This is a genomic window from Streptomyces sp. NPDC008137, assembly GCF_042957035.1.
GTDB lineage: Bacteria > Actinomycetota > Actinomycetes > Streptomycetales > Streptomycetaceae > Streptomyces.
In genome coordinates this window covers 721,314-747,811 of the sequence record NZ_JBIBHN010000001.1, presented here as the reverse complement: position 1 = coordinate 747,811, position 26,498 = coordinate 721,314, and the positions used below count along the sequence as shown (strand labels likewise).

19 protein-coding genes are annotated in these 26,498 nt (G+C 69.3%); 12 read left to right on the top strand and 7 right to left on the bottom strand.

Going from position 1 to position 26,498, the window contains the following annotated elements:
• Positions 1 to 154 precede the first annotated feature (154 nt).
• Positions 155 to 1,495 carry a DUF445 family protein gene (locus ACFZBT_RS03170; RefSeq protein ID WP_391097835.1) on the top strand — a complete coding sequence of 447 codons (1,341 nt, stop codon included), beginning with the start codon at positions 155 to 157 and terminating at the stop codon, positions 1,493 to 1,495.
• Between the two features lie 67 nt (positions 1,496 to 1,562).
• On the top strand, positions 1,563 to 3,032 hold the full coding sequence (locus ACFZBT_RS03165) for an MFS transporter (protein ID WP_391097834.1): 1,470 nt from the start codon (positions 1,563 to 1,565) through the stop codon (positions 3,030 to 3,032).
• A gap of 86 nt (positions 3,033 to 3,118) precedes the next feature.
• Here ACFZBT_RS03165 and ACFZBT_RS03160 read toward each other — a convergent pair whose 3' ends face one another.
• Together ACFZBT_RS03160 and ACFZBT_RS03155 are read right to left on the bottom strand one after the other, a co-directional pair.
• Positions 3,119 to 4,741 carry an alpha/beta fold hydrolase gene (locus tag ACFZBT_RS03160; RefSeq protein WP_391097833.1) on the bottom strand — a complete coding sequence of 541 codons (1,623 nt, stop codon included), beginning with the start codon at positions 4,739 to 4,741 and terminating at the stop codon, positions 3,119 to 3,121.
• A gap of 136 nt (positions 4,742 to 4,877) precedes the next feature.
• Entirely contained in the window at positions 4,878 to 6,284 is a 1,407-nt protein-coding gene (locus ACFZBT_RS03155) for an alginate lyase family protein (protein ID WP_391097879.1), read from the bottom strand.
• 851 nt (positions 6,285 to 7,135) lie between these two features.
• Between ACFZBT_RS03155 and ACFZBT_RS03150 the strand changes: the two genes are divergently transcribed.
• Both ACFZBT_RS03150 and ACFZBT_RS03145 read left to right on the top strand, forming a co-directional pair.
• On the top strand, positions 7,136 to 12,040 hold the full coding sequence (locus ACFZBT_RS03150) for a ricin-type beta-trefoil lectin domain protein (protein WP_391097832.1): 4,905 nt from the start codon (positions 7,136 to 7,138) through the stop codon (positions 12,038 to 12,040).
• The gene (locus tag ACFZBT_RS03145; RefSeq protein ID WP_391097831.1) at positions 12,037 to 12,681 is read left to right on the top strand and encodes a hypothetical protein; all 645 of its coding nucleotides are present in this window, start codon (positions 12,037 to 12,039) and stop codon (positions 12,679 to 12,681) included. Before ACFZBT_RS03150 ends, ACFZBT_RS03145 begins: the two co-directional genes overlap by 4 nt.
• Before the next feature lie 189 nt (positions 12,682 to 12,870).
• Here ACFZBT_RS03145 and ACFZBT_RS03140 read toward each other — a convergent pair whose 3' ends face one another.
• Positions 12,871 to 13,185 (bottom strand): hypothetical protein, encoded by a 315-nt coding sequence (locus tag ACFZBT_RS03140; RefSeq protein WP_391097830.1) that lies wholly within the window; start codon positions 13,183 to 13,185, stop codon positions 12,871 to 12,873.
• 189 nt (positions 13,186 to 13,374) lie between these two features.
• Between ACFZBT_RS03140 and ACFZBT_RS03135 the strand changes: the two genes are divergently transcribed.
• From ACFZBT_RS03135 to ACFZBT_RS03100, 8 genes are all read left to right on the top strand, one after another.
• Complete coding sequence (locus ACFZBT_RS03135; RefSeq protein WP_391097829.1) at positions 13,375 to 13,797, top strand: Hsp20 family protein; 423 nt, start codon at positions 13,375 to 13,377, stop codon at positions 13,795 to 13,797.
• 94 nt (positions 13,798 to 13,891) lie between these two features.
• Positions 13,892 to 14,320 (top strand): DUF2267 domain-containing protein, encoded by a 429-nt coding sequence (locus ACFZBT_RS03130; RefSeq protein WP_391097828.1) that lies wholly within the window; start codon positions 13,892 to 13,894, stop codon positions 14,318 to 14,320.
• 464 nt (positions 14,321 to 14,784) lie between these two features.
• Positions 14,785 to 16,071, top strand: a complete 1,287-nt coding sequence (locus ACFZBT_RS03125; protein WP_391097827.1) for an extracellular solute-binding protein — start codon at positions 14,785 to 14,787, stop codon at positions 16,069 to 16,071.
• Positions 16,072 to 16,077: 6 nt separating this feature from the next.
• A complete protein-coding gene (locus tag ACFZBT_RS03120) occupies positions 16,078 to 17,061 on the top strand; it encodes an ABC transporter permease subunit (protein ID WP_391097826.1) in 984 nt (327 codons plus the stop codon).
• Positions 17,061 to 17,978 carry an ABC transporter permease subunit gene (locus ACFZBT_RS03115; RefSeq protein WP_391097825.1) on the top strand — a complete coding sequence of 306 codons (918 nt, stop codon included), beginning with the start codon at positions 17,061 to 17,063 and terminating at the stop codon, positions 17,976 to 17,978. Before ACFZBT_RS03120 ends, ACFZBT_RS03115 begins: the two co-directional genes overlap by 1 nt.
• Positions 17,975 to 20,692: a beta-galactosidase gene (locus tag ACFZBT_RS03110; protein ID WP_391097824.1), complete on the top strand. Its 2,718-nt coding sequence runs from the start codon at positions 17,975 to 17,977 to the stop codon at positions 20,690 to 20,692. Before ACFZBT_RS03115 ends, ACFZBT_RS03110 begins: the two co-directional genes overlap by 4 nt.
• A 58-nt stretch (positions 20,693 to 20,750) precedes the next feature.
• Positions 20,751 to 21,236, top strand: a complete 486-nt coding sequence (locus ACFZBT_RS03105) for a MarR family transcriptional regulator (RefSeq protein ID WP_391097823.1) — start codon at positions 20,751 to 20,753, stop codon at positions 21,234 to 21,236.
• 79 nt (positions 21,237 to 21,315) lie between these two features.
• Positions 21,316 to 21,723 carry a VOC family protein gene (locus ACFZBT_RS03100; protein WP_391097822.1) on the top strand — a complete coding sequence of 136 codons (408 nt, stop codon included), beginning with the start codon at positions 21,316 to 21,318 and terminating at the stop codon, positions 21,721 to 21,723.
• An 8-nt stretch (positions 21,724 to 21,731) separates the two neighbouring features.
• Here the strand turns inward: ACFZBT_RS03100 and ACFZBT_RS03095 are convergent, their stop codons facing one another.
• The 4 genes from ACFZBT_RS03095 to tgmB all read right to left on the bottom strand — a co-directional run bounded on the left by ACFZBT_RS03095 (position 21,732) and on the right by tgmB (position 26,498).
• Positions 21,732 to 22,445, bottom strand: coding sequence for a leucine-rich repeat domain-containing protein (locus ACFZBT_RS03095; RefSeq protein ID WP_391097821.1), 714 nt, complete (start codon positions 22,443 to 22,445; stop codon positions 21,732 to 21,734).
• A gap of 640 nt (positions 22,446 to 23,085) precedes the next feature.
• On the bottom strand, positions 23,086 to 24,258 hold the full coding sequence (locus ACFZBT_RS03090; RefSeq protein WP_391097878.1) for a serine hydrolase: 1,173 nt from the start codon (positions 24,256 to 24,258) through the stop codon (positions 23,086 to 23,088).
• A gap of 49 nt (positions 24,259 to 24,307) precedes the next feature.
• On the bottom strand, positions 24,308 to 25,513 hold the full coding sequence (tgmC, locus tag ACFZBT_RS03085; protein WP_391097820.1) for an ATP-grasp peptide maturase system methyltransferase: 1,206 nt from the start codon (positions 25,511 to 25,513) through the stop codon (positions 24,308 to 24,310).
• A complete protein-coding gene (gene tgmB / locus ACFZBT_RS03080) occupies positions 25,491 to 26,498 on the bottom strand; it encodes an ATP-grasp ribosomal peptide maturase (protein WP_391097819.1) in 1,008 nt (335 codons plus the stop codon). The genes tgmC and tgmB overlap by 23 nt, the downstream gene beginning before the upstream one ends.

Below are 26,498 nucleotides of genomic sequence, written 5' to 3'. Positions count from 1 at the left end.
GATCTGATGTGCCCATGATGCGTCATGGGCCGGGGGAAGCTGACAGGGACCCCTGGCATTACCCCCTTCCGACAGACGCCGGGAACTCCTGTTCCGTTCCAGTAGTCGGTCAGGAAGGGACAATGTGTGCGGGATCACCGAGCGGGTGGAGCGGATGGAACGGATGAAAGTGGAAGAAAAGGGCGGCGTCGAGGGGCAGCATGCCCGCCCCGGCGCCGCCGTGAACCGTGCGATGACGAGCTTCAGCCCGGCGGACCAGGAGAAGCAGCGCGGCGTACGCCGTATGAAGCTCACCGCCACCGGCCTTCTGCTGTTCGTGGCCGTGGTCTACGTCCTCGCCAAATGGGCCCAGAACTCCGGCGCCGGGCCCTGGGCGGGCTATGTCGCGGCCGCCTCCGAGGCCGGCATGGTCGGCGCGCTCGCCGACTGGTTCGCCGTCACCGCCCTCTTCCGCCACCCTCTCGGCATTCCCATCCCGCACACCGCGATCATCCCCACCAAGAAGGACCAGCTCGGCGTCTCCCTCGGCGAGTTCGTCGGCGAGAACTTCCTCTCCGAGGACGTCGTACGGCAGCGGCTGCGCGCCGTCGGCATCGGCAGCCGCCTCGGCGCCTGGCTCGCGGTCCCCGAGCACGCCGACCGGGTCACGGCGGAGCTCTCCACCGCGCTGCGCGGCGCCCTGACCGTCCTGCGCGACTCCGACGTCCAGGCCGTCGTCGGCGAGGCGATCACCCGACGCGCCAACGCCCAGGAGATCGGCCCCGGCATCGGCAAGATGCTGGAGAAGGTCGTCGCCGACGGCGGTCACAAACGCGTCGTCGACCTCGTCGTCACCCGAGCGCACGACTGGCTGGTCCTGCACCGCGACGAGGTGATGAACGCCGTGGAGGGCGGCGCCCCGGGCTGGACGCCGAAGTTCGTCGACAAGAAGGTCGGCGAGCGCGTCTACAAGGAGCTGCTGCGGTTCGCCACCGAGATGCGCGACATGCCCGCCCATCCCGCGCGCGGCGCCCTCGACCGGTTCCTCACCGACTTCGCCACCGACCTCCAGTCCGACACCGAGACCCGCGCCCGCGTCGAGCGCCTCAAGGGCGAGGTGCTGGGCCGCGGCGAGGTCCAGGACCTCATCGCCAGCGCCTGGACGGCCGTACGATCCATGATCGTCGCGGCGGCGGAGGACGAGCGCAGCGAGCTGCGGCTGCGCGTACGGGCCTCGCTGATCTCGCTGGGCTCCCGGATGGCGGCCGAGCGCAAGGTGCAGGACAAGGTCGACAAGTGGGTGGAGGACGCGGCCGTCTACGTCGTCACCACCTACCGCAAGGAGATCACCTCCCTGATCACGGACACGGTGGCGAGCTGGGACGCCGAGCACACCACGCGGAAGATCGAGGCGAACATCGGCCGCGACCTCCAGTTCATCCGGATCAACGGCACGGTGGTGGGCTCGCTGGCGGGGCTGCTGATCTACACGGTGTCGCACGCGCTGGGGGCGTGATGCTTCAGGCGTAAGAGAAGCCGGTCAGGGCACTCGACCCCGGTTCCGCTCGACGAGGAGGGGGCCCATGAGCACCGCGCAGGCCGGGACCGGCCGAACCATCACCACCGACATCCCCGCCCGCCTCGACCGCCTTCCGTGGTCGCGCTGGCACTGGACGATCGTCCTCGGCCTCGGCACCGTGTGGATCCTCGACGGCCTCGAAGTCACCGTCGTCGGCAACATCGCAAGCCGCCTCTCGGAGCCCGGCAGCGGCCTGCCCATCACCTCCGGCGAGGTCACCGGCATGGCGGCCGCCCTGTACGTGGCGGGTGCCTGCATCGGCGCCCTGTTCTGGGGCCGCCTGACCGACAAGTGGGGGCGCAAAAAACTCTTCATGATCACCCTGGCGGTGTATCTGGGGGCGACGGCGCTGACGGCCATCTCCTTCGACACCTGGTGGTTCTTCCTCTTCCGCTTCCTCACCGGCTTCGGTATCGGCGGCGAGTACGCGGCCATCAACTCCGCGATCGACGAGCTGATCCCCAAGGAGTACCGGGGCCGCACCGACCTGATGATCAACGGCAGCTTCTGGCTGGGCGCGGTCGGCGGCTCCCTGCTGTCGATCGTCGCGCTGGACACCGACATCTTCGCGGCGAACGTCGGCTGGCGCCTCACCTTCGCGCTCGGCGCGGTCCTGGCCCTGGTGATCCTCCTGGTCCGCCGGCACGTCCCGGAGAGCCCCCGCTGGCTCCTGATCCACGGCCGCGACGACGAGGCCGAGCGCATCGTCTCCTCTATCGAACGCGCGATCGAGGAGGAGCGGGGCGAGCCGCTGCCGCGCGCTGAGGGCGAGCTCACGATCCACCAGCGCCGCAGCGTCTCCTTCCTGGAGATCGGCCGCACGGTCTTCTCCGACTACCGCAAGCGCGCGATCCTCGGCTTCTCCCTCTTCATCGGCCAGGCCTTCCTCTACAACGCCATCACCTTCGGCTTCGGCGCGATCCTCACGACGTTCTTCGACGTCCCGAGCGGCAACACCGGCTACTACTTCGCCGTCATCGCGCTCGGCAACTTCTTCGGCCCGCTGCTCCTCGGCAAACTCTTCGACACGGTCGGCCGCCGGATCATGATCTCCGGCACCTACCTGCTCTCCGGCCTGCTCCTCTTCGGCACGGCCTGGCTCTTCGACCAGGGCTCCCTCAACGCGACCACGATGACGGCGTGCTGGTGCGCGGTCCTCTTCTTCGCCTCGGCCGGAGCCTCCAGCGCCTATCTGACGGTCTCCGAGGTCTTCCCGATGGAGACCCGCGCCATGTCCATCGCCTTCTTCTACGCCATCGGCACCGCGGCCGGCGGCATCAGCGGCCCCCTCCTCTTCGCCGACCTCACCGAAACGGGCGTCGTCGCCGACACGGCCCTCGCCTTCCAGATCGGCGCGGCGCTGATGTGCCTGGCGGGTCTGGCGGCGGCGATCCTGGCGGTGAAGGCGGAACGGCGGTCGTTGGAGGACATCGCCAAGCCGCTGACGGCGGCGGAGGACAAGGCGACGGCGTAAGCCCCCCGCGTGTGTGGGTGTGACTCCGGCCAGGCCGGAGCCACACCCACACACGCACACCCGAGGGGAACCCGGGCCGGTCCGCCTCAGCCGGCTCGCCCGTACGTCCCCGTCCCCGCGCCCAGCAGCTCGGGCAGCGGGTTGACGAGGCCGCCGGACGGCGACTGCCGCTGGGCGGAGGGCCCGGCCGGCCATATCGCGGGGCAGTGGGTGCCGTCGCGCGGGGTCTTCAGGGTCACGAGATAGGTGTCGATGGCGTCACGTGCGCACGGGCTCAGCCAGTAGTCGCCGTGGCCGACACCGTCGTACGTGAGGAACACGGCCTCGCGCCCGATCTGCCGCGCCGCGTTGGCGCCCCAGGAGTGCGGAGTGGCGGGGTCGTACCGGCTGTTGGTCAGCAGGATCGGCGGGGTGCCGTCGACATCGAGCCTGCGCTGCGGGTTGGACACCTCGGACGGCCAGCCCTGGCAGCCCGTCTGGACGGTCCAGCCGAGAGGGCTGAACCTGGTCACCGGCGCGAGCCGGCCGAGCTCGCGCTGGAAGCGGGCGAGGGTGCGGTACGAGTCCACGCCGAGGTCGTAGTCCTGGCACATCACCGAGTTGAACGGGTACTCCATCGGCACCCCGTACTTCCGGAGCATCCGTGCCGCAGCGGGGGCGCCGGCGTCCAGGTCGGCGAGGGCCTGGGCGAAATCGAACCACGACGCCGGGTCGTACCCGCTTCTGTGGGCGATGGTCTGGACCTCCCACGGGGCGACCGGCCGGGGCGGGTCGCCCGGCACGACCAGCTCACCGGCCTCCGCGCGCTTGTAGAGCGAGTCGAACAGGGCTCGGGCGTCCCGGCCGTGGAGCGCGCACGAGGGAGTACGGGCGCACCAGTCGGCGAACTGGCCGTACGACTCCTCCACCCCGACGGCCTCGGTCTTCTGGAAGCCCCACGCGCCCAGGCTGTGGTCCATGTTCGAGTCGAGGGTCATCGCGCGGACGCGGTGCGGGTAACGCTCGGCGTACTGCTGGCCGACCGCGGTGCCGTAGGAGACGCCGTAGTAGCTGATCCGTTTCTCGCCGAGGCCGGCGCGGATCGCCTCCATGTCGCGGACGACGCTTCCGGTGTCCATGTGGTCGGCGAGCGGGCCGGTGAGGTCGCGGCAGCTCTCACCGAGAGCGCGGTTGGCCGCGCGGAGGGCGGCGAAGGAGGCGGCGCCGTCCGGGTAGAGCAACGCGTTCTGGGCGTTCACCCGGTCCCGGTCGCACACCACCGGGTTGCTGCGGGCGACACCACGCGGGTCGAAGCCCACGATGTCGAACCGCTCCAGCAGCTCGGGGGAGAAGCTGTCCGGGGCACGGAACGCGAAGTCAACCCCGGAGCCTCCCGGCCCACCGGGGTTGACCAGCAGCGAACCGATCCTGCGGGCGGGGTCGGTGGCCCGGTGCCGGGCGAGGGCCAGCTCGAGGGTGGCGCCCTTGGGCCGCTTCCAGTCCACGGGCACCTTGACCGTGGCGCAGTCGAAGGTGCCCTCGCCGGAGGGCGACTCACAGGGTGCCCAGGCTATTCGCCCGGGTAAGAGGGCCTCTGCTCTGTCCTCGGCCGGGGGAGCGGCGACCGCGGTCCCGGTCATCAACTGGCCGAAGAGCGCGGTGACCAGGGCTCCGACAGCCAGTCTCCCGATTCTTCTCGCGTGAGGGACACGTGGGGTGTTGGACGGCACGGATGTTCCTCCAGGGATCAGGAGTTCACAGTTGGATCACACCCTCACCCCAACTACCGCGTCACACAAGGGACATGACGGCCACAGGCGCCACCCGGCCCGACAGGTGCCACCGGCCCCCGGCCGCCCGCCACGGCTACCCGGCCCGGCCCCGCCGCCGCAGCAACAGCAGTCCCCCCGCCACGGCCGTGATCCCCGCCGCCGCGGCCCCGCCGACGGTGTCCGCCGACCCCGTGGCAGCCAGGTCGCCACCCGCGACCGGCGACGCCGAAGCCTGCGGCCGAACACCCCCGGCCGTCCCGTCGGACGCGGCAGGACCCGGACTCGGCGCGGAGGACACCTCGGCTGCCCGCTCCCGGGTGAACGCCAGAGTCCCGAACCCCAGCTGGTCGAACCCCCCACTGTTGGGCCCGTAATCCCCGCCCCCACCCTCAGGCGCAGCCCTCATCGCGGCCCGCGTCACATAAGACGCCGACAGCCCCCGCCGCCTGGTGTAGTGGTTGGCGATCATCGCCCAGATGGGCCGGGTCATACCCGGATCCACACCGGCCGCCTCCGTAGCCGTCTCGCTCCCCGACCACCCCCCGATCGCCCCCTTCCTCCGCGTGTTGGCCGTATACGGCACATCACCCCCCAGGCTCCACTTGGCCACGTACTCCGCGCCCTTGAGGAACCGGCTGTCGTCGTACCCGTACAGATCGATGCCCTGGCTCCACGCCATCTCGCACACCGTGCCCATCAGCCCGACCCCGAGCAGCGCATGCCCCTGGTCGCGCCCGGCCTCGACCCACTCCGCGAGCCCGTCGTCGTGCACCACGGGAATGGCATGCCGGACCGACCCCATCCCGTCGCCGTGCTTGAAGTACTCGACGGCCCGCTCCACGACAGCCCGGTCATCGCAGAAGATCCCGGTCGCGAGCACACAGGCGAGGGCCGTCAGATCCCAGTTGGGCCAGTAGTTGGTGACGACGGCGTTGTTGTGATGGCTCAGGAAGCCGTCACTGAGCGGCAGGAAGACATCCGACAGCAGCTCCTGAGCCCGCCCGAGGTCGAAGTCGTCACGATCACGCACGAGTTCCGCCGCGTTGGCGAACTGATACCCGTACAACCCCGCCGCCAGAAACCGGTCGGCCGAGCCCTGGATCGACGTCAGCTTCCCCGACCAGGCGTTCAGGATCGCCACGGCGGTGTCGGCATGCGCGTCCTCTCCGCCGACGTGGTACCGCAGGCCGTTCTGGTAGGCGGCGTGGATGTCGTTGTAGAGCGCCGCGTAGTTCTGGGGCGACCCCGACCCCCGGTACACCGTCGCCTGCGGATTGGCCCGCCAGCCGCTCTGGGCATGCCGATTGGCGGTGAGCTTGGCGAACCCGGCCGCGTAGGGCCTGGCGCCCGCCTTCACCTTGGCCGCCATACGGTCCAGGTCGTCACGGGTGTGCAGCAGCCCCGGGTGGGCGAAGGAGGCGTCGGCGGCGGAGGCCGGGGTCGCGGGGGCGGCCGTACCGATACCGATACCGGCACCCGCCGCACCCGCTGCTCTCAGCATGCTCCGGCGGCTGATCTGTCGTGTCACGTCGTCGTACCTCAGCGTCGTCAAGTCGCGTGCCTGTGGGGGACGGTGAGGAGACGGGTGGGCGGTGAGGCGATAACAAAAACTGCGGTACAGTTGATCTGCATCCGGTCGCCGGAACTCCCGGCTGAAGGATCGTGCGTTGGTGGTCCAAGGAAAGACGCCCCGCTTCCTGCGGGGAAATGCAGGTGCAAGGCCTGCCCGGCGCTCCACACACAAGAACCCGGCCCTGGGATTCAGGGCCGGGTTCTTTGTTGTCCCCCGCTGCCTCTCCCTGGCTGTCCCCGCCGTCCCTCGCCACCCTCGCTTCGCATGGCCCACGGCTGACACCGGGTGTCCTCAACGCCCTACTGGCGAGTAGGTGGATTTCAGTCAAGTTTTGGCCGGGACGCTTCGACATCTGCGCAGTTTCTTTACGTATCTCTCACATGCGACTCCTGCCGTGAGCTCGGCGTTTGCAGCTGCCGCGCAGCGCAAACGATTTCCGGTCAGGCGTCCGGGCGTCAGGGGCGACGCTTGCCGCGATCGGCTGGCCTGTGGCTAAGTTGACCGCCGCGTGTACCGGACCGGGCAGGGATTCGACCACCCTCGTCGTTCGCGCGCGCATCATTCGGCGGGCCCCGCGGGGCGCCGTCACGGGGGAGAGATGGTTCGTCATGCCGTGATGCCGGCTCGCGGGAACACCTGACCGCTGCCGTCCGGGTTGTCCCGCTACATCCCGTCTCCTCCTGTGGCCCCGTCCGCCGCCATCCCGCTTTTCTGTGAAGGATGCTCCTTTGCGATTCAGACCGGGGTTGTCCAACCCCAGCTCACGAACCTCAGCCGCGTTGACGTCAGCCGTCACGTCCGTCACCGCCCTGGCCGTCCTCGGCGGTCTGGCCGTCCAGCCCGTCCAGCCCGGCCGGGACGCCCAACCGCGCACCGCGCCTGTCGCCGCGGCGGGTGACTCGTACGACGGCTTCGACACCAAGGCGGCCGAGCAGCTGCGCGAGGACCAGTGTGTGGCCGTCGACGCCCTGCGCAAGGGCGGTCCCAACCTGTTCGCCCTCGCGCAGAACTCCATCGGGCTGCCGCCCGATCAGCTCCACCAGAAGCTCAAGCGGGACCTCGCAGACAACAACTCTCCCCTGCACCAGGCCTCCTATGCGGACAGCGCCGACAGCGACCAGTGGCTCAAGAAGGCCAATGACCAGGAGCGGGCATGGTCCAGCGCCGTCATGGGCCTGAGCTCCTACCCTGACGAACCGCAAGGAGAGGACAAGATCTACGACCGGACGGGCCTGGTTCCGTGGCTGTACCAGTCGTACTTCAAGTCGGTCGACCTGTTCTCGCCGTTCTACGATCCCTCTCCCACCGCTGACGACAAGACGAAGGCGGCCGCCCTCGCGGTCGGTGACCCGCAGTACACCTCCGGGGGGACGGCGCAGGAGCAGCAGGCGTGGAAGCTGTGGAAGAAGAACTCGGGGAAGATCGAACCCAACGAGTTGTTCGTTCCCCGGGTGTTCGCCGATGACGCGCGTATCTTCCTGAGCTCCGGGGGCTTCCCTCGCACGGCCCCGGCCGCGGACACCCCGGAATACCGCGTCGCGGTCGAGGACCTGAAGGCCCGCTTCGCGTCGTGTGCCTGGCACGCCCCGATCGACCCGAACCGGGTCCTGGGCAAGGAGGTGGCGCAGGCGTCCGCCGAGTGGCAGCAGGAGATCGCCTCGCAGGCCACGCAGCGCCAGCAGATCCTCGGTGCCAACGTCACCGCCACCAAGGCGTTGCGGGACGGCACGTTCGCCCTGGGGCAGGTCCTCGGCCAGTCGTGGATGGCGGACTATTCCGCCCGCTGGCAGGACTACTGGTCGGCCGGCGGGCTGGGCTGGATCGGTGACAGTACCGTGGTGATCCAGGTGCCTGGCGCGGCGGGCAACTGCCTGGACGTCGCGGGCGGCAAGGAAGCCAACGGCACGCCCGTGCAGATCTACACCTGCAACGGCGGCGCGGCCCAGCAGTGGACGCTGGAGGGCAGTGAGGACAAGCTCTACCTCCGCAATGTCGCCTCCCAGCGATGCCTGGACGTGGCCGGGAACGCCTCGGCGAACGGCACGAAGATCCAGGTCTATGACTGCTACAAGTCCAAGGGGCAGTCGTGGAAGGGCGACGTCCGTGCCACCGCGCCTCTGAAGAGCGTGAGCACGGGCAAGTGCCTGGACCTGAGCGCGTTCACCAAGAGCACGGACGCGCGGCTGCTGGACTGCAAGAACGCCGCCTCGCAGAAGTTCCTGATCAAGCCGTCCGGTCACCAGGGCGCGGACAGTCCCCTGTACCCGGAGAAGGCCGAGTTCGACAAGGCGAAGAAGGTCGTCACCGACACCCAGGCGGCGGCGAAGAAGCACCTGGCCACGATCAAGACCCAGCTGGAGAACGCCAAGAAGGCGGCCACCACCTCCGATACGGCCGAGCAGGCCGCCTACGGCATCGCGGATGCCGCCGGTGCGCCGCGGGGCCGGGGCCTGCTGGTCGGTCAGCAAAAGGCGCAGGTCACCAAGGGTTCGGTGGCGGCGCTGACGGCGATGGTGAAGGCCGCTGAGACCGCCGAGGCGGCGACCAGGGCGTCCGCGGGTGACAGCCAGACCATCGCGCAGCGCGCTCTCGCGCAGGCCGCGCAGTCGGCGGCGGAGTTCCGCAGGGCCGCCGCGGCGATGGCCGAGTCCCAGGCGAAGGCCGCGGCCGACGCGGCGAAGGTGCACCGCGACAACGCCAAGAAAGACAAGGAGACCGCGGAGGCCAAGCTCGCCGAGGCGCTGAAGGCCGAGGGCGACGCCAAGTCGGCCGCCGCCAAGGCCCACGCCGAGCGTCTGGCCGCCGAGGCCGAGGAGAAGACGGCCAAGGCGGAGAAGGAGACCGCCGAGGCCAAGCAGGCCGAGGCGGCCCGGCACAAGCAGGACGCCCAGGCCGAGGCGGCGAACGCCAAGGACGCCAAGGACAAGGCCGAAGCCGCCGAGGCGACCGCGGTCGCGCGCAAGAACGACGCGGTCAAGGCCCGCGACAAGGCCCGCGATCTGCGTGACGACGCCTGGGACGCCGAGCAGAAGGCGGACGCCGCCCGCGCCAAGGCGGACGCCAAGGAGGCTTACGCCCAGGCCCACGAGTCCGACAGCAACGCCCAGGAGTCCAGGGCCGCGGCGAACGCCGCCGCTGGGCACGCGGATGACGCCGAGGCGGCAGCCGGCCGGGCCCGGGCCTCCGCGAACGCGGCCACCGAGGCGGCAGCCGAGGCGGACGCCGCGGCCACCCGCGCCGAAGCCGCCGCCAAGCGCTCCCGCGCACACGCGGACGGCGCCCAGGCCGCGAAACTGAAGTCCGACGCCGCGCTGAAGACCGCGACGAGCGCGGCGGCTGACGCCATCAAGGCGTCCGAGCACGCCTCCTCCGAGGCCAAGACGGCCGTCGAGCTGGCGGACGAGGCGGAGAAGCTGGCCAAGACCGCCAAGTCCCAGGCGGACGAGGCGAACAAGGAGGCCGCCAAGGCGCTGGTCGCCTCGGCGAAGGCCGCGGGCTTCGCCCACATCACCGCGCAGGCCGCCGTCGACGCGGGCAACGCCGCCGTCCAGGTCGCCAAGCCCGCCAACGACGCGATCGAACTCGGCTCCCCCTACGTCACCACGGACTCGGCCGCCGGCCTGGTCGTGCTGACCGGGCAGGCGTCGAAGTCGCTCGCCGAGCAGCAGCAGGCCGTCGCCGACGCCCACGCCGAGAACGCGCAGGCGGAGGCCGCCGCGGCCAAGAACCTCGCCGAGCAGGCGACCGGCGACGCCAAGGCCGCCTACCAGCACGCCGCCAACGCCGCCGGACACGCGGCCACCGCTCGCACCTACTCCAAGGAAGCACTCGGCTACGCCGCCGACGCCGCCAAGGCCGCGTCCAAGGCGACAGCGTCCCTGGCCCGCACCGTCGAGTACAACCGCCAGGCCACCGAGGACGCCGAAGCCGCCGACAAGGCAGCCGGCCGCGCCGAATCCCACGCCAAGAACGCCCGGGATTCGGCCGACCAGGCGGCGCTCGACGCCGAAGCCGCCCGCACGGCCGCCTCCGAGGCCGAACAGGCCGCGAAGGACGCCCGCGCCGCCGCGGACCGCGCCGACACCGCCGCGACCGAAGCCGAAGAAGCGGCCAAGGACGCACTGAAGTACGCCAAGGAGGCACAGGAAGCCGCGGAGTCCGCGGCACGCAAGCAGGCCAACCAGCAGGTCGCGTCGGGCGCGGGCACCGGCCTCGGCGGCACCTGGTACGTCGTCGACGACGACACCATCTCCATCACCGACGCCAAGCAGCAGAACGACTGCGTCATCGAGATCGGCTTCGAGGGCTGCACCGTCACCTTCAAGGTCACGTTCGACGCGACGGTCGACTTCTTCCTCTGCACCGACTCCGACGTGCCGGCCACGGCAACCGGCTGCGCGGCGGCGGACACGGTCCTGGTCAAGAGCGAGCGCTTCACCGGGCTGGAGAAGGATGTCACCCAGTACTTCAGCAAGCTCGACCTGATCAAGCAGACCGTCGTCTACCAGATCCTGAAAGCGGTTCTGATCCAGGACTTCGTCGACTGCTGGCACGGCAGCGTCAGCGGTTGCGCGTGGGCGGCGAGCAACTTCATCCCGGGCAGGGCGTTCACCAAGATCGCCGACGCGCTCATCGCCCTGGACGTCGCGCTGCGGACCGGCGTGAACGTCGCCGATGCCTTCAAGGCCCTGAAGGGCCTGGACATCGACCCCAGTTCGCTGGCGGCCCTGGAGCGGCAGGCCAACATCGTCGAAGACGCGTTGACGAGCTGCCGCGTCAACAGCTTCCCGGCGGACACGCCTGTGCTGATGGCGGACGGAACCCGTCGGCCGATCAGCTCGGTCCGGGAGGGTGACCTGGTCCTGGCGACGGATCCCGAGACCGGTGTCCACGCGCCGCAGCAGGTGACGAACACGTTCCGGCACGGCACTCGGCGCCTCGTCGACGTCTCCCTCGTCGACGGCACCAGCCTGACCAGCACCGCCGGACACCGGATCTACGTGGACGGGCGAGGGTGGACGCTCGTCGCCGACCTGCGGACCGGCGACCGGCTGCGCCGGCCGGACGGCACCTCCGGTGTCGTCAGCGCGTTGCACGACCGGTCAGGTCTGGCACCCCGCTCGGTCTACGACCTGACGGTCGACAAGCTGCACACCTTCTACGTGGGTACGGAGGGGACGGCGGGCGCCCGGACCACGGACATCCTGGTCCACAACTGCCTGAACCTGCGCCTGCACGAGAACGACCGCGGTGCCCACACCATCGGGGTCCACGTCGACACCACTCCGCAGAAGGCGATCAACAAGGCCAAGGACGACCTTGCCAAGAACCCCAACGCCCCTGGTGTGACCGGTGTCTGGAAGGATCTCGACACGGCCCAGGCCGCTGTCGACGAGGGGATGAAGAAGTGGCTGACGGGCATGTCCCCGAAGCAGAACAAGGCGAACCGGAAGAAGCTCGACAACTGGGTCCAGTCGACCCCGAAGGATTCCGAGAGCGCCGCTCACCTCTTCTCGTTCGACGTGACGCTCGACGACACGGCGTCTCTGGGGAAGATCTACCACCACACCGGTGACAGCTGGGCGGCCCAGAACATCGTGTCCATCACCCTCAAGAGGTCCGCGCACAAACCCGGCTACATGGTGTACACCTCGTACCCGAAGGGAAAGAAGCCCACCTCGTGACGGCACAACGGCAGGACATCTGGGTCGACTTCGGGCTCAGCGGGCTCACCAAGTGGTTCGCCGGCCCCTGGGTCAGCGAGGCGACGCCGGAGGAGATCGTCGCCGGTGCCGCGGACTGGGGGGACGGGGTCTACGCCGCCACTCTCGTGGAGGATGCTCTCCGGCTGCTGGAGTCACCGCTGCCCACCCGGACGATCGAACTCCTGTGGCGGTCGGCGATCGGACTTTCGTACGACCCGGATGGCATGTGGCTCGACGGGCGCGCATGGCTGCGCGACATCGTCCGGATCTCCGTCGACCGGATCCACCGCGACGAGCCGTCCTTCTCGCCTGTTCCGCCGCCGCCTTCCGCGGACGGGCCACTGAGGCAGGAGATCCTGGAGGCGATCCGTGAGGTCACTGAGGGTGTGGAGGGCGCGGTGGGGGCCGGCGGGGCGGAGGTGACGGCCGCGCTCGAGGAACTGGTCGTCGAGGTCGACCCCGACCTGGGGTTCCGGTTCCTCCTGCGGGTCCTCAAGGCCCACTTGGTTCCCGTCACGGAGTCCCAGTACGACCGGTACCACGCACTCGGCGAGCGTCTTGGCTACCACGAGCTCGTCGTGGACGACGGAACGCTGCAGTCCGTTCCCGACCCGGACTGACACACCGCGGCACACCGCACGACCCGGAGCAGGCCCGCACCCCGCGAGGCCTGCCCGGCGCTCCACACACAAGAACCCGGCCCTGGGATTCAGGGCCGGGTTCTTCGCTGTCCCGTCACCGTCCGGACCGATCGCGGTTCTGCCCGGACCGGTCGCGGTCACCCTCCGGACCGGCGCGGCGGTCGGCCACTACTGTCCGGGCCGGCCCCGCCGGTCGGCCACCACCCACGACGCCACGGCCACAGCGCCTGCGACCCCGAACACGGCAGGCCAGGCGCCCACCTTCTTGGCCAGGGGATGCGACCCGGCGAAGGCGGCGACATACGCGGCCGACAACGCCCCAGCGGCGACCCCGCCGGCCTGCTCCCGCCACTGCCGCGCCGCCGTCACCCCGGCGACCGCGAGCACGGCCCCGCCGAGCGGCCGCTGCCTGGTCCAGCGGGCCACGCCGTACCCGCCGACCAGCCCGCTCGCGGCGACCACCGCGCTGGGAACCTTCACCATGTTCCTGCCTCCTGACCTCACGAGAGACCGAGGCTAACTCCCGGTGCGGGCGGTGCACACGCCGGGGCGCGAGAACGGCACCCACCCGAACCTGAGTCCAGGCTTGTCAACTTTTCTCGTCCGAGCTATATAAGAAGAAGCAACACATGCGGCATCGCGACACAGTGCCTGATGAGAGGAGAGACAGTGATGCTCATGCGCACGGACCCCTTCCGTGACCTCGACCGACTCACGCAGCAGGTCCTCGGCTCCGCCGCCCGCCCTTCGGCGATGGCGATCGACGCCTACCGCTCCGGGGACGACTTCCTCGTCCACTTCGACCTCCCCGGCATCGACCCCGAGACGATCGAGCTGGACGTCGAACGCAACGTCCTGAGCGTGCGAGCCGAACGCAGGTCCCCCGCTCCCGAGGGTGCGGAGCTGCTGGTCGCCGAGCGTCCCACCGGCGTCTTCACCCGCCGCCTCTTCCTCGGCGACACGCTGGACACGGAGCGCATCGACGCGTCGTACGAGGCCGGCGTCCTCACCCTGCGCATCCCGGTGGCCGAGCAGGCCAAGCCACGCCGTATCCAGATCACGGGCGGCGACAGCCGCAAGCAGCTCAGCGGCTGACCCCACCCGAGCACCCACGCAACCGAGGCAGCGTCCCGCGGGCGTCCCACCCGCGGGACGGTCACCCATGAACACCCAAGAGGAAATCCCGCACATGACCGTGACGACGGTGCCCACGGAGACGCTCACCACGACCCGACTGCTCGACGCGGTGCAGGAGTCGGGCCAGTACCCCACCAGGGCCGAGGCCGAGCGCGTCACCCGTGTCGTCCTGTCCGCGCTCGGAACCCACGTCATCGGCGACGAACGGGTCGACCTCGCCCGCGCCCTGCCCGAAGAGGCCGCCAGGCTCATCGCCTCCCAGCTCCCGGCCACCCAGCGGCTGACGGCCGCGGAGTTCGTCGACTCGATCGCCGCACGTACCGAGGGCGCCACCCCCGCCACGGCCCGCTGGGACGTCAGCTCGGTCCTCGGCGCGCTGCCGCCCCTGATCGGAGACGACCTGGTGACCCGCATCCTGGCCCAGCTGCCGCCGGGCTATGCCCTGCTGTTCGGCCGAGCGGACCTGGGCCCGATGCCGTAGCCGGGTGGGTCGCGTACGGCCGTAGCCCGGTGGGCCGCGTACGGCCGTAACTCGGTGTGCCGCGTACGGCCGTAACCCGGTAGTCCGGCTACGGCCGTAACGCGGCAGCTCTCGCACGACGGCCACCTAAACCAGCCGGCCCGCCTCTGCGAGGAGATCGCCACCTTCCTGCCCGGCTGAAGACGCCCACCGTGCCGGCCTCGGCAACCTCCAGGAGTCCGGCGGCAGGAGAGCGGCGAGACAGGGCCACCGGCCGGGGCGCCCGCACCAAGCCCGGTCCACCTGCGACAACCCCGTCGATGCCCGCTTTTGTGCTGCCATGAGCCCCGGGTAACAACTGAACCCACACGAAACAAGGTCTTGTCGCTGGCTTAAAACGATGGTTATTTTAACCGCCATTCGAAGTCCGGCCTGATCATCCGGGCGACCTCAAGTGTGCGCATGTCTCAAGGAAGGGCAGTGCCATGACGCTTGACAGTGCGCGGTTTTCTCGTCGGGGATTTCTGGGGCTGGGGGTCGCGGCGGGGGTCGTCACGCTGACGGCGTGCGGCTCCGGCGCCGGTGCGGCCGACGCTCCGCTGGTGATGACGGTGTGGGGCGGCGACCCCGACCGCAAGACGTACCAGGCCCGCATCGACCTGCTGGTCAAGAAGCACCCGGACCTGAAGGTCAAGCTGCAGCTGATCCCGGGCGACTCCTACCCGCAGAAGGTGCAGACGATGATCGCCGGCGGCACCGGGCCGGACATCATGCAGGTCGCCGAGAGCGTCAACACGTACTCCAGCAAGAACCAGTTGCTGCCCCTCGACGACCTCGCCAAGAAGGCGAAGCTCGACCCCGAGCAGCGGTTCGGCCCGGTCGGCTCGCTCTACACCTACCAGGACAAGCTGTATGCGATCCCGGACCGCTCCGGTGCCGTCACCGTGTTCTACAACAAGGACATGTTCGACAAGAAGGGCATCAAGGCCCCCACCGCGGACTGGACCTGGGACGACGCCCTCGACGCGTTCAAGGAGCTGACGGTCCCCGGCAAGGTGTGGGGATACAGCGGGGCCGAGTGGTTCCCGCAGTGGTGGAGCCTCGCCTACCAGAACGGCGGCACCATCATCGACGCCCAGGGCCGGCCCGCGGTCGACAGTGACGAGGTCGTCGAGGCGCTCCAGTGGGCGGGCGACCTGGTCTTCAAGCACAAGGTGGTGCCGAGCAAGGCGGACTACGCCGACATGGGCCCCGACATCGGCGGCGACCAGGCGTTCCCCAACCAGAAGGTCGCCACCCACGCCAACGGCTTCTGGGTCATGTCGGGCCTGACGAAGGCGAAGTTCGGCTGGGACATCGCGCCCATGTGGCGCGGCAAGAAGCAGGCCGTGTCGGCCTTCGGCAGCGGACTCGCGATCTCCCGCACCTCCAAGCAGCGCGACAACGCCTTCAAGGCGATCGACTTCCTCACCTCCGCCGAGGCGCAGAAGGTGATCATCTCCTCCGGCCAGGACGTGCCGGCCGACCTGGAGGTGCAGAAGAGCCAGGCCTTCCTCAAGCCGTCGTGGATGAAGACGGACGTCGACATGGGCGTGTTCGCCGAGTCCAGCGCGTTCGTCTTCCGGGCGCCGTTCATCCCCGAGTGGAACGAGATGATCGACACGATCTCCAACGGCCTCGCCGACTTCTGGCTCGGCAAGGAGCGCAGCGCCAAGAAGGCGCTGACCGCCGTGCAGAAGGACCTCGAGTCCCTCATCAAGTCCGGGGCATGACCGGCTGTGGCAACCTCGACCGCCTCGAAGGCCGCCCCGGAGGCTGCCCCCGCGGCCGCGGAGAAGCCCCCCTCACTCAGGAAGCCGAGGCTCTCCAAGCGCCGGCGCCGTGAGGCGCTCTCCTTCTACCTGTTCATCTCCCCGTGGGTGATCGGCTTCCTCGTCTTCCTGCTCGGGCCGATGATCGCGTCGATCTACTACTCCCTGACCGACTGGGATTCCTTCAACTCGCCGAAGTGGGTCGGCTTCCAGAACTACGTCCAGCTCCTCACGGACGACCCCGTGTTCTGGAAGGCCCTGTGGAACACCTTCTACTACGCTGCGATCTCGGTCCCGCTGGGCCTGGTGCTCGGGCTGTGGCTGGCGAACCTGCTCAACAAGCAGGTCAGGGCCCGCAAGCTGTTCCGCACCCTGATCTATCTGCCGACGCTGATCCCCCTGGTCGCCACCGCCATGATCTTCCGGATGGTGCTCGCGCCGAACGGCCCGATCAACGACTTCCTCGGCCTGTTCGGACTCTCGGGCCCCAACTGGCTGTTCGACGGCCCCTGGGTCAAGCCCGCCCTGATCCTGATGTCGGCGTGGGGCGCGGGCGCCGCGACCGTGCTGCTGCTCGCCGCGATGAAGGGCATCCCGCGTGAGCTGTACGAGGCGGCCGAGGTCGACGGCGCGAGCGCGACGCGGCAGTTCTGGAGCATCACGCTGCCGCACCTGACGCCCATCATCTTCTTCAACCTGATCATGGGCCTGATCAACGCGTTCCAGATCTTCTCGCAGGTCTACATCCTCATCCCCAAGGGCAAGAACCCGGCGGGCTACGACGCGGCCCAGACCATGGTGCCGCTCCTGTTCGACCAGGCGTTCAGCTACTACCGCATGGGCTACGCCTCGGCGATCTCCTGGCTGCTGTTCCTGGTGATCCTGGTGTTCACGGTGATCGCCTTCCGCACCACCCGGCGCTGGGTGTTCTACGAGACCGAGGTGAAGTGATGGCGACCCTGGCGACCCCGGTCCGCAAGCGCGGGCACGAGGACAGGTCCGCGAAGGAACAGGCCTCCGCCGTACGGGCGTTCCGCGCGACGCCGTTCACCTACGGCACCCTGCTGATCGTCGCGGCGATCCTGACCACCCCGCTGGTCTTCGTCGGTTCGATCGCCCTGTCCAGCGACGCCACCGTGAACAACGGCGCCTTCACGATCATCCCGCGCGAGTTCCACTGGGACAACTTCGCCCGGGTGTTCGGCACCGAGCTGCCGGTGGGCACCTTCCTGCTCAACTCGGTGCTCATCTCGCTGTTCTCCGTGGCGGGACAGGTCCTCTCCAGCGGCCTGGTCGGCTACGCCTTCGCCCGGCTGCGGGCGCCCGGCAAGAACACGATGTTCCTGATCGTCATCGCCACCATGATGATCCCGACGCAGATCACGATGATCCCCCAGTTCATCCTGTTCCGGGACCTGGGCTGGGTGAACACCTTCCTGCCGCTGATCGTGCCGAACTTCTTCTCCAACGCCTTCAACGTCTTCCTGGTACGGCAGTTCGTCTCCCGGCTGCCCAGCGAGCTCGACGAGGCGGCCATGATGGACGGCCTGGGCTTCTTCGGCGTCTACCGGCGGATCATGTTCCCGATGCTCAGGCCCGTCCTGATCGCCATCGGCATCTTCACCCTCACCCACACCTGGGGCGACTTCATGGGCCCCCTGATCTACCTCAACGACGAGTCGAAGATGCCGCTCGCCCTGGGCGTGCAGTACATCACCGCCACCTCGCAGGCGGGCCAGGCGCCGCCCTGGAACCTGGTGATGGTCGGCTCGATCCTGCTAGCCCTGCCGATGGTCCTCGTCTACTACCTCGGCCAGAAGTACCTGTACGAAATGGACATCAGCGGCGGAAGCGCGGGAGTCAAGTGAGCCACCCCAGCACCACACTCGGCCAGGACACCACACCCGACCGAACCACCACACCCGAGCAGGGCATCGCGCTCGACGCCCGCGGCATCCGCTTCGAGGGCTCTCCGCAGCTCGTGCTGTGCGCCTCCCTGTTCTACTTCCGCCTGCCCCGGGAACAGTGGCGCGCCCGGCTCGCCCAGGTCCGGGCCTCCGGCTACACCTGCGTGGATGTCTACCTGCCGTGGAACTTCCACGAGACCGCCCCCGGCCGCTGGTCCTTCGAGGGCCGGCGCGACGTCGCCGCCTTCCTCGACCTCGCGCAGGAGGAGGGGCTGTACGTCATCGCGCGGCCCGGCCCCTACATCTGCTCCGAGTGGGACGGCGGCGCGCTGCCGGCCTGGCTGGGCCTGGACCCGCAGCTGAAGGTCCGCCAGCACGAGCCGCGCTTCCTCGACCGGGTCACCGCCTGGTTCGACCAGGCGCTGCCTCTCCTCGCCGAGCGCCAGTACCCGGCGAACGGCCCCGTGATCATGGTGCAGTTGGAGAACGAGCTGGACTTCTTCGACTGCGAGGACCGGACCGGCTACCTCACCGCCCTGCGCGACCAGGCCGTCCGTCACGGCATCACCGTGCCGCTGATCGCCTGCTCCGGACAGGGCGACCTCGAAGGCGCCACCGGCGACGTCCCCGGTGTCGTACCGGCGTGCAACTTCTACCCGGACGACGACTCCCCCCACATCGAACCCGAGGTACGGCGCTACGCCGAGCTGCTGGCGGAGCGCGACCTGCCCCTGCTCATCACCGAGACCAACCGCCGCCACCGCACCCTGCGCCGGCTCCTGGCCAGCGGCGCCTCGCTCATCGCCCCCTACCTCCAGTCCTCCGGCTGGAACTTCGGCTACACCCCGTCCGCGGGGAACTGGGGCAGACCAGGCAACCTCATGAGCCACGGCTACGACTTCGGCGGCTACGTCTCCTCCACCGGCACCGAACGCCCCGAGTACGCCGAGGCCCAGATCCTCGCCCGCGTCATCGACACCCTGGGACCACGCCTGGCGCTCGCCACCCCGGCCATCCCGCCCACGCCGGTCACCACCGACTTCCCGACCAGCTCGTCACCGTCGGCCCTGCGACTCGACGGAGGCGGCCTGCTCCTCGCCGTACCGCATCTCGGGAATCGGACGGGGACGGGAACTGGGACGGGGGCCGGGACGGGAACGGCGGTCGTGAACGGGGTGCCGGTCGCCGTGGCCGCGGACTCGTGCCCGTTGATGCTGGTGGACGTGCCCCTGAGGCCGTGGGGCAACGAAGGGACACTCACTCTGGCGTCCGCGGACCTGGTGGCGGCGGGGGAGGGCGAGCTGGTGTTCTCCTCCGAGGTGCCGGTCACCGTCGTGGTCGGGGACACCCGGGTCGAGATACCGGCACCGGCGGCCGGAGCGCCGGGGCGGGCGACGGCCGAGGGGCTGACCCTCGTAGCGCTGGCCCCGGCGGACGCCGTACGCCTGCGCGCCACGGATCGCGACGGCACCGTACATCTCGAGGCACCGGCGCACGCACGGCCCGCACCGGCGCCCGTCGCGGTGCCGGGCGCGCGCCGACGAGTGCACACCCCCGCTCCCGAGCGGGCGGCGGACCGGCACGAGTTGCCGCCGACGCTGGAGTCGCTCGGCGTGTACCGGGGGCGCGGGACCTACCGGACCACGACGAATCTCACGGGCGTCGACGAGCTGCTGCTCGTCGGCGCGGCGGACATCGTCGACCTGTCGGTGGCCGGCCGGGTGCGGCCGACGATCGCCGGATTCGGCGCCACCTGTCGGATCGACGTCCGGGAAGCGACCGGTTCCGTCGACGTCGAGGCCGTAGTGGAGATCTGGGGGCACGCGAACTTCGACGACGCGCGCCTGCCGGCCCTCCGCCTCGGCGCGCTGCGCGGGCTCGGCACGGTGTGGACGGTCCGGGAGACGACGGACGTGTCGGCGCTCTGGTCGGTGCACGGCCACTGGTCGGGCCGGCCGGCACCCCTGCGCGAGCTCGGTGGCTGGAGCAGCACCCGCGTCGGACTCCCCGTCACCTACCACCGCGAGATCCGGTCGGACACCGCGGCGGCTCTGCATCTCAAGGGGGTGGTCGAGCCGGTGCGGGTCGCCGTGACCGACGGCGAGCCGCACGCAGCAGACACCGCACACGAGCCGCACGCAGCAGACACCGCACACGAGCCGCACACCGCCACAGTGCTCACCGTCCACGCCGAGGATCCGTGGATCCCGCTGCCCGCGGGCACCCACCGCATCTCGGTCACGCTGCCGCACCACCCCAGCGGCAGCGGCCTCCGTGCCGAACTGCTGGGCCTGGACCCGGTGACGGACTGGACCTGCTCCGCACAGGACGACGACCTGCTGACCGGCTTCGCCACCGAAGCCGCGCCCGGGCAGGAGGTCCTGCTGCCGCTGGCCCTCGCACCGGGGGAGGAAGCATGGCTCGACGTCGACCTGCCGCCATCCCACGACGGCCTCCTCCTGCGCCCGGACGGCACACAGATCCGGGTGACCGGATGGGCCGGTGGGGAGTGCTTGGGCCGGGTCTGGGTCGGCGACCGGCCGGACTTCTCCGGCGGGGACGCGAACGTCCTCTGGATCCCGCCGGGCTGGTCCGGGCTGACCCTGCTGGTGCGCGGCGCCGCCGGACCCGAGGTTCCGGAGCTTCGTGTGCTGCGGCTGGAGTCTTCCGACTGAAGGGGCAGGCCGGCGGCCTCCTTGACCTCAAGTTTGATTGAGGTCCTACGTTGACCTCATGAACACACAGACGGGGAACCTCCGCGAGTACTCCCATGAAGACCTGGCCGCCCAGCCGATCGGCGCCTGGACCGGCGAGGCCTGCCGCAGGGTCGTAGGGGCCATACGAGCCCAACTCGCGGTCGAGAACCTCACCCAGCCCCACTGGTGGACCCTCAACCACGCGTCAGGCGCCCCCGGCAGATGGACCCGCCCCACCCTGACCGCCCGCCTCACCCCCTACGACGACCAGGCCACCGACTTCGACCAGGTCTACGACGACCTGACCACCCGAGGCTGGCTCACGGAGGACGCGACAGGTGCCATGACCCTCACGGAGGCCGGCGAGGCGGCCCGCCTCCGCGCCCGCGAACGCAACCTCCAAGTCCACCACCGCACCCACGAGGGCATCTCTCAGGCCGACTTCATCACCACGATCAACGTCCTGCGCCGCATGGTCGCCAACCTGGGCGGCAACGGGAACCTGCCCGACGACGGAAAATAGTTCGACACGACGCGGTCTCCCCTCCATCCTGCGACGCAGCGCTCTGCGCCACACTCAACACACCTGAGGGAGAAGGCTGTTGCCCCCGTCGAACCCCACCATCCGCCACATCACCTTCGACTGCACGGGCGAGCCCTACGACCTGGCTCGCTTCTGGAGTGAGCTCCTCGGCCACCCCATCTCCGACATCGACAAGCCCGGCGACGACGAGATCCTGGTCGAGCTGCCGAACGACACCCCCGGCCTGCTCTTCGTAAGAGTCCCGGAAGGCAAGACGACCAAGAACCGCATCCACTTCGACCTGGGCCCCACGGGCCGCACCCGCTCCGAGGAGGTCGAACGCGCCGTATCCCTCGGCGCCCGCATCCTCACGGACCGCACCCTGCCGAACGGCAGAGGGTGGGTCGTGATGGCGGACCCGGAGGGGAATGAGTTCTGTATCGAGCGGGGCGAGCTGGACAAAGTGGGGGACGGACAGCCCCGCTGACCCTCTGGTCAGTCCCAGTCGGACGGCGGTTGCTTGACCCTGCCGCCTGTGTGCGGCAGTCGCACGTAGTCCTCGGCGCCGGAGGGAAGGGCGGAAACGCAAGCCGTTGAGCAGGCGTTGACCAAGAGAGGCAGGACATCGGTTGCCACGCGCAGGGAGATCCACGCTTGGTGGAGCCCGCCCTGCTTGATCGGCCGATCGCAGACACTGCATCCACGGATGGCCGTAGCACCCCAGCGCCGGGCATCGAGCGCTGCCAGGTCGGGATCAGCGCCTGAGACTCGAAGCGGCTGGAGCCGAGGGAAAGGAGGACGGAGCTTGTAGTTCCCGAACAGCGCGCGGGTGCTCACCGTGCTCCGGACCAGCTTCGAGCATCTGGTGATTTCGTAGGGGAACCAGTGCAGCCGGTACGAGGTATAGGTGGTGAGCTCCTCCAGGCTCGTCATTGCACCGATCTCGGGCGGTATCCGGACCAGATTGCTGCCGTACAGCACGAGATGCTTCACCGCCGTCAGTCTGGCGATGCTCGTCGGCAGGGTGATGACCTGTCGGCGCTCCTCGGCGCTGAGTCCGGCCAGAGGCCGGAATTCCTCCCGCCCGTCTTCCGCGGCCTCGTCGATCAACTCCAGCAGACGCCGCCACCCAGCGGTCGAGGTGTCCTGGCGTTCGGCGTGGAAACCGACACGGGCTCGCGGATGCGGTTTGGCCTGGTCGAAGCACACGCATTCATCCCGGTACGAAGCCTCTCCTGGAGATGCCGGGTCCGATGTGTCGCCCCACCGGTTCACAAAGAGTCTCGGCTCTCCCTCATCCACCATGTGGCCAAGATACGGATCTTCATCTGACCGCCCCAGTGCTTAACGGCCCGTGGAACCCGTCTCCCGAGCCGCTTCCCGCATCCTCGGGTTGGGGAGTCTCCCACCGACTGGCAGCAGCAGACCCCGACCTCCATACCCGTCTGACGGAGGCCGCATCGGCCGCGCTCTCCACCCCGACGACCGAACCGGCCCCCTTCACGGCTGCGGTCGAAGAGGTCCTGGCCCGGGCAAGCGGCCCACTCCGGACCGGCCACAGCGGCCGCTGACCACGACGAACGACGGCCTCCCTCCACCACCACGAGCCAGCAACTCGGCCACGGCCCTGAACCCCTCCCCACCATCCCTGCCGCCCCCACCCCTGGGCCGCCCGGCCGGGAAATCCCCGCGGTGGAGGGGCGAGAGTCAAGAGTGAAGCGAAGCGCAATCGGCGACAGCCGACGCCCGAAGGGCGCTCTTGACGCTCGCCCCGGAGACGCCAACCTCGGGAGAACCGGGCGGCCGTGAGTACGTTGCAGCCAACGTGAGGATCACAGGCCCTGCCCTGCTATGACAGCGACTTGTGGACCGCCTCAATCAGCGACCTAGCCCGGACATCGCCTGGACCTCCGATGATGTGGTTCATCACGTAACCGAAGGAAATGCCGTGCTCCGGGTCCGCGAAGCCGAGCGAGCCACCTCGACCGGTATGACCGAACGAATGCGGACCGGTCATGGCGTTGGCCTCGGTGGGCAGCATGAACCCCGAGCTGAACCGGCTCGGCACCACCATCACTTGATCAGCTCCGCTGACCTGCTCTTCGGTAGCCAACGCAAGGGTCTCCGGGGTGAACAGGCGCACTCCGTCCACCTCATCGATCAGCCCGGCGTACATACGAGCCAGTCCGTGCGCGGTACCGATCCCGTTGGAGGCCGGGAGTTCCGCAGCCTGAACCTCAGGCGAGTTGAAGTCGATCTCGGCCGGGTCGGTGACAGAGAAGGCTCTGTTGCTGAACGAGTTCGGATCCCGCCACGCGGCAACGAGCTCGCGCTGTTCCTCAGGGATCGACTCCGGGGACGCAGTGGTGAGGTCGACCGCCGGGCGCTGGTACACCATCCGGCTGACCCGGTCGCGTTCACTCTCGGGCAACCCGATGAAGAGGTCCAGCGCCAGTGGGGCCGCGATCTCGTCCGCGAAGTAGCGCCCTGGCGTGCGACCGGATACCCGGCGAATCAGCTCACCGACCAGCCAGCCCCAAGTTCTGCCGTGATATCCGTGCGCGGCGCCCGGAGGCCACAGCGGACGCTGAGCGGCCAGCGCGTCCACCATCGGTTCCCAGGCCAATGCATCAGACAGCGGGACCGCTTGGTCCAGAGCGACCAGACCGGCCTGGTGAGACAGCAGCCAACGCACCGGGATGCCCGCCTTGCCGCTCGCAGCGAACTCCGGCCAGTACTTGGCCACGGGAGCGTCCAGGTCCAGTTCACCGCGCTGCACCAACAGGTGGGCCGCGGTCGCGGTCGCTCCCTTGGTCGCCGAGTAGACGAGCTGGAGGGTGTCGCGCTCCCACGGACGCCCAGAGTCGACGTCGGCCACCCCACCCCACAGGTCCACCACCGGCCGACCATCCCGATACACGCACACTGCTGCTCCGATGTCCCCGTGCCGGGCGAAGTTCTCCGCGAACGCTTCACGCACCGGTTCGAAGCCGGTGGTGAACTCACCGTGGATCGTCGTCATGCTGTCCATCTTGGAGCGTTTGCGACCGGTGTGGCGTCCGGTCATGGAGCTATTGAGTGCTCTTGGGCAGCGACACACCAGGAACGTTCGGGTGCTGCAAGAGCTGCCTGCCGCTGCACACGCGCAGCACGAATGTCTCGGGCCCGGGGCGGCCTGCCGCGTCGAAGGCGTTCAGAACTTCCTCGATGCGTTCCCACAACTTCACCGGGCCGCCCTCACGCACATCCCAACCACCATCGCTAGACGTGAGAGTGGCTGCGGAGCCACTCACGACGTCGATGAGGTGCACGACCTCGCAGATGGTGGTCAACTGGGCGTTCGGCACGGCGCATTGGACCAGGAACCGCAGGTGGTGTGCCTCGTCTGTCGCGGCCATGAGGCGCTCCGGACCGTGCTGGGCAGGGCGGGGCTTGTCCGACAGGCCGGCGGCCCAGTGGGCCGGGTTGCCGAACACCGGTGCGGCATGAGTCCGGACGGCCATGAAGGAGACCGCGCCAGGCAGCAGCGCCCCCTCTGCCGTGCCGTCCTCGGCCACGGTGAGCAGGACACGGGCGTATCCGTAGAGCCATCCCGACAGGCTGAGCAGGACCTTTCCACCCGGCCGGGCCTGGGCGAGCAGCGCGGGTGGGACGGCACGGAAGGAGCAGGCAGCCACGATCCGGTCGAAGCGGGCCTCGGGCCAGTACCCGTACAGTCCGTCCGCTACGGCCAGGGTCGGGGTGTAGCCACAGCTGTACAGCGCACCCGCCGCCGATTCCAATCGCCGCGGGTCGACCTCGATGCTGGTGATATCCCCGGAGTCGAGGCGCTCACAGGCCAGAGCGGTCGAGTAGCCGGTCCCCGTCCCGATCTCCAGCACCGTGTGACCCTCCGCCACTTCGGCGTCGGCCCACATACGCACCACCAGGGACGGCAGCGTTGACGAGGAGGTAGGCGCACCACCAGAGCGGACGACCGGAGCCTTCCAATCGGGCTCTTCCCCGTCGAACTGGGTGATCAGCGTGGTGTCGGAGTACGCGGCTGCCAGCCACCGCCCGTAGTCGAGCTCGGCGGTGACCGGCTCCCACACCGTCAGTCCTTGCTCGTCGCGCTTGTCGGCGGGCAGGTAGAAGCCGGGCACGAACCGGTGCCGTGGCACCGCCTCGACCGCCGCCCGCCAGGCCGGGTCCACAAGGACACCGTCTTGGGCGACGGCGTCCGCCATGGCTTCGCGCAGGCGGACCGCGTCGGTCTCAGGGTCGGCGGGCATCATCATGTTCTGGCGTCTCCTTCCGTACTTCCGTGCTCAGGATGTCGGCGAACGCCTCGGCGATGTCCGCGGCGTCCGGGAGCCAGCCCCACTGCCCGTTCGGGTTGCACTCGATGGCCCACCAGTCCTCGGGATCGCGCCCATTCCCGGTGAGTGCGAAGTCGAAGCAGCCGAAGACCAGGCCGAAGGAATCCAGGTACGCATGCAGGGCAATCTCGATCACGGCGGGAACGGCGATGGGGGCATGCACCAGCTCGTCCCAGTCACCCCGACGCCAGTCGAGGGCACCGTCGGGCGGAGTGATTCGCTGGGCGAAGATCTGATGGCCGACGATGGTGATCCGTACGTCCCCGCTCTTGGGAATCTCGGCCTGGAACATGTGCGCGGTCACTGCCAGCGTGTCGTCGAACGTGCCAGGCTCCACGCGCTGGGTCCAGATCGCGCCGGTGTGCCCGTCCTCACTGCGGGGGAGCCCGCGGAATGTCTTGTAAACGACATGCCGGTGGTCGGCAGCGAACTCCTGCGCCGCTTCCCACTCATTGGTGACGAGGGTCGGCGGAACACGTAACCCAAGCTCGGCGAACTTCTGCAACTGAGCCGGCTTGAAGTCCGCACGCGCCACCGCGTGCGGGTGATTGACGTACAGCACCTCCCGGAGGCCGTTCAGAACACCGCCGAGTCCGTGTCTGGCCTCGGCGATCGCGAATTCCCTTGGCTGCTGTGGCAGAAGCTCGAAACGGGTGGTGTAGGGGGTGGGGCGCCGGTAGTAGACCGCCGCTACCTCCCCCAACTCCAGGTCTCGACTCGGCGTGCGCAATCTCCCACCCCACACATGGGTGTCCGGTCCGAGGCGGAATCCGAAGGTCAGGTCGGGCCCGATGTCGGCGGGATCGACCCGTACGACGGACAACTCACGCCTATTCAGAGCCCCGATGACGCGGTCCGCTGTGAAGTCTTCCAACGCGGTGACGACCAGGACAGTGGAGGCCAT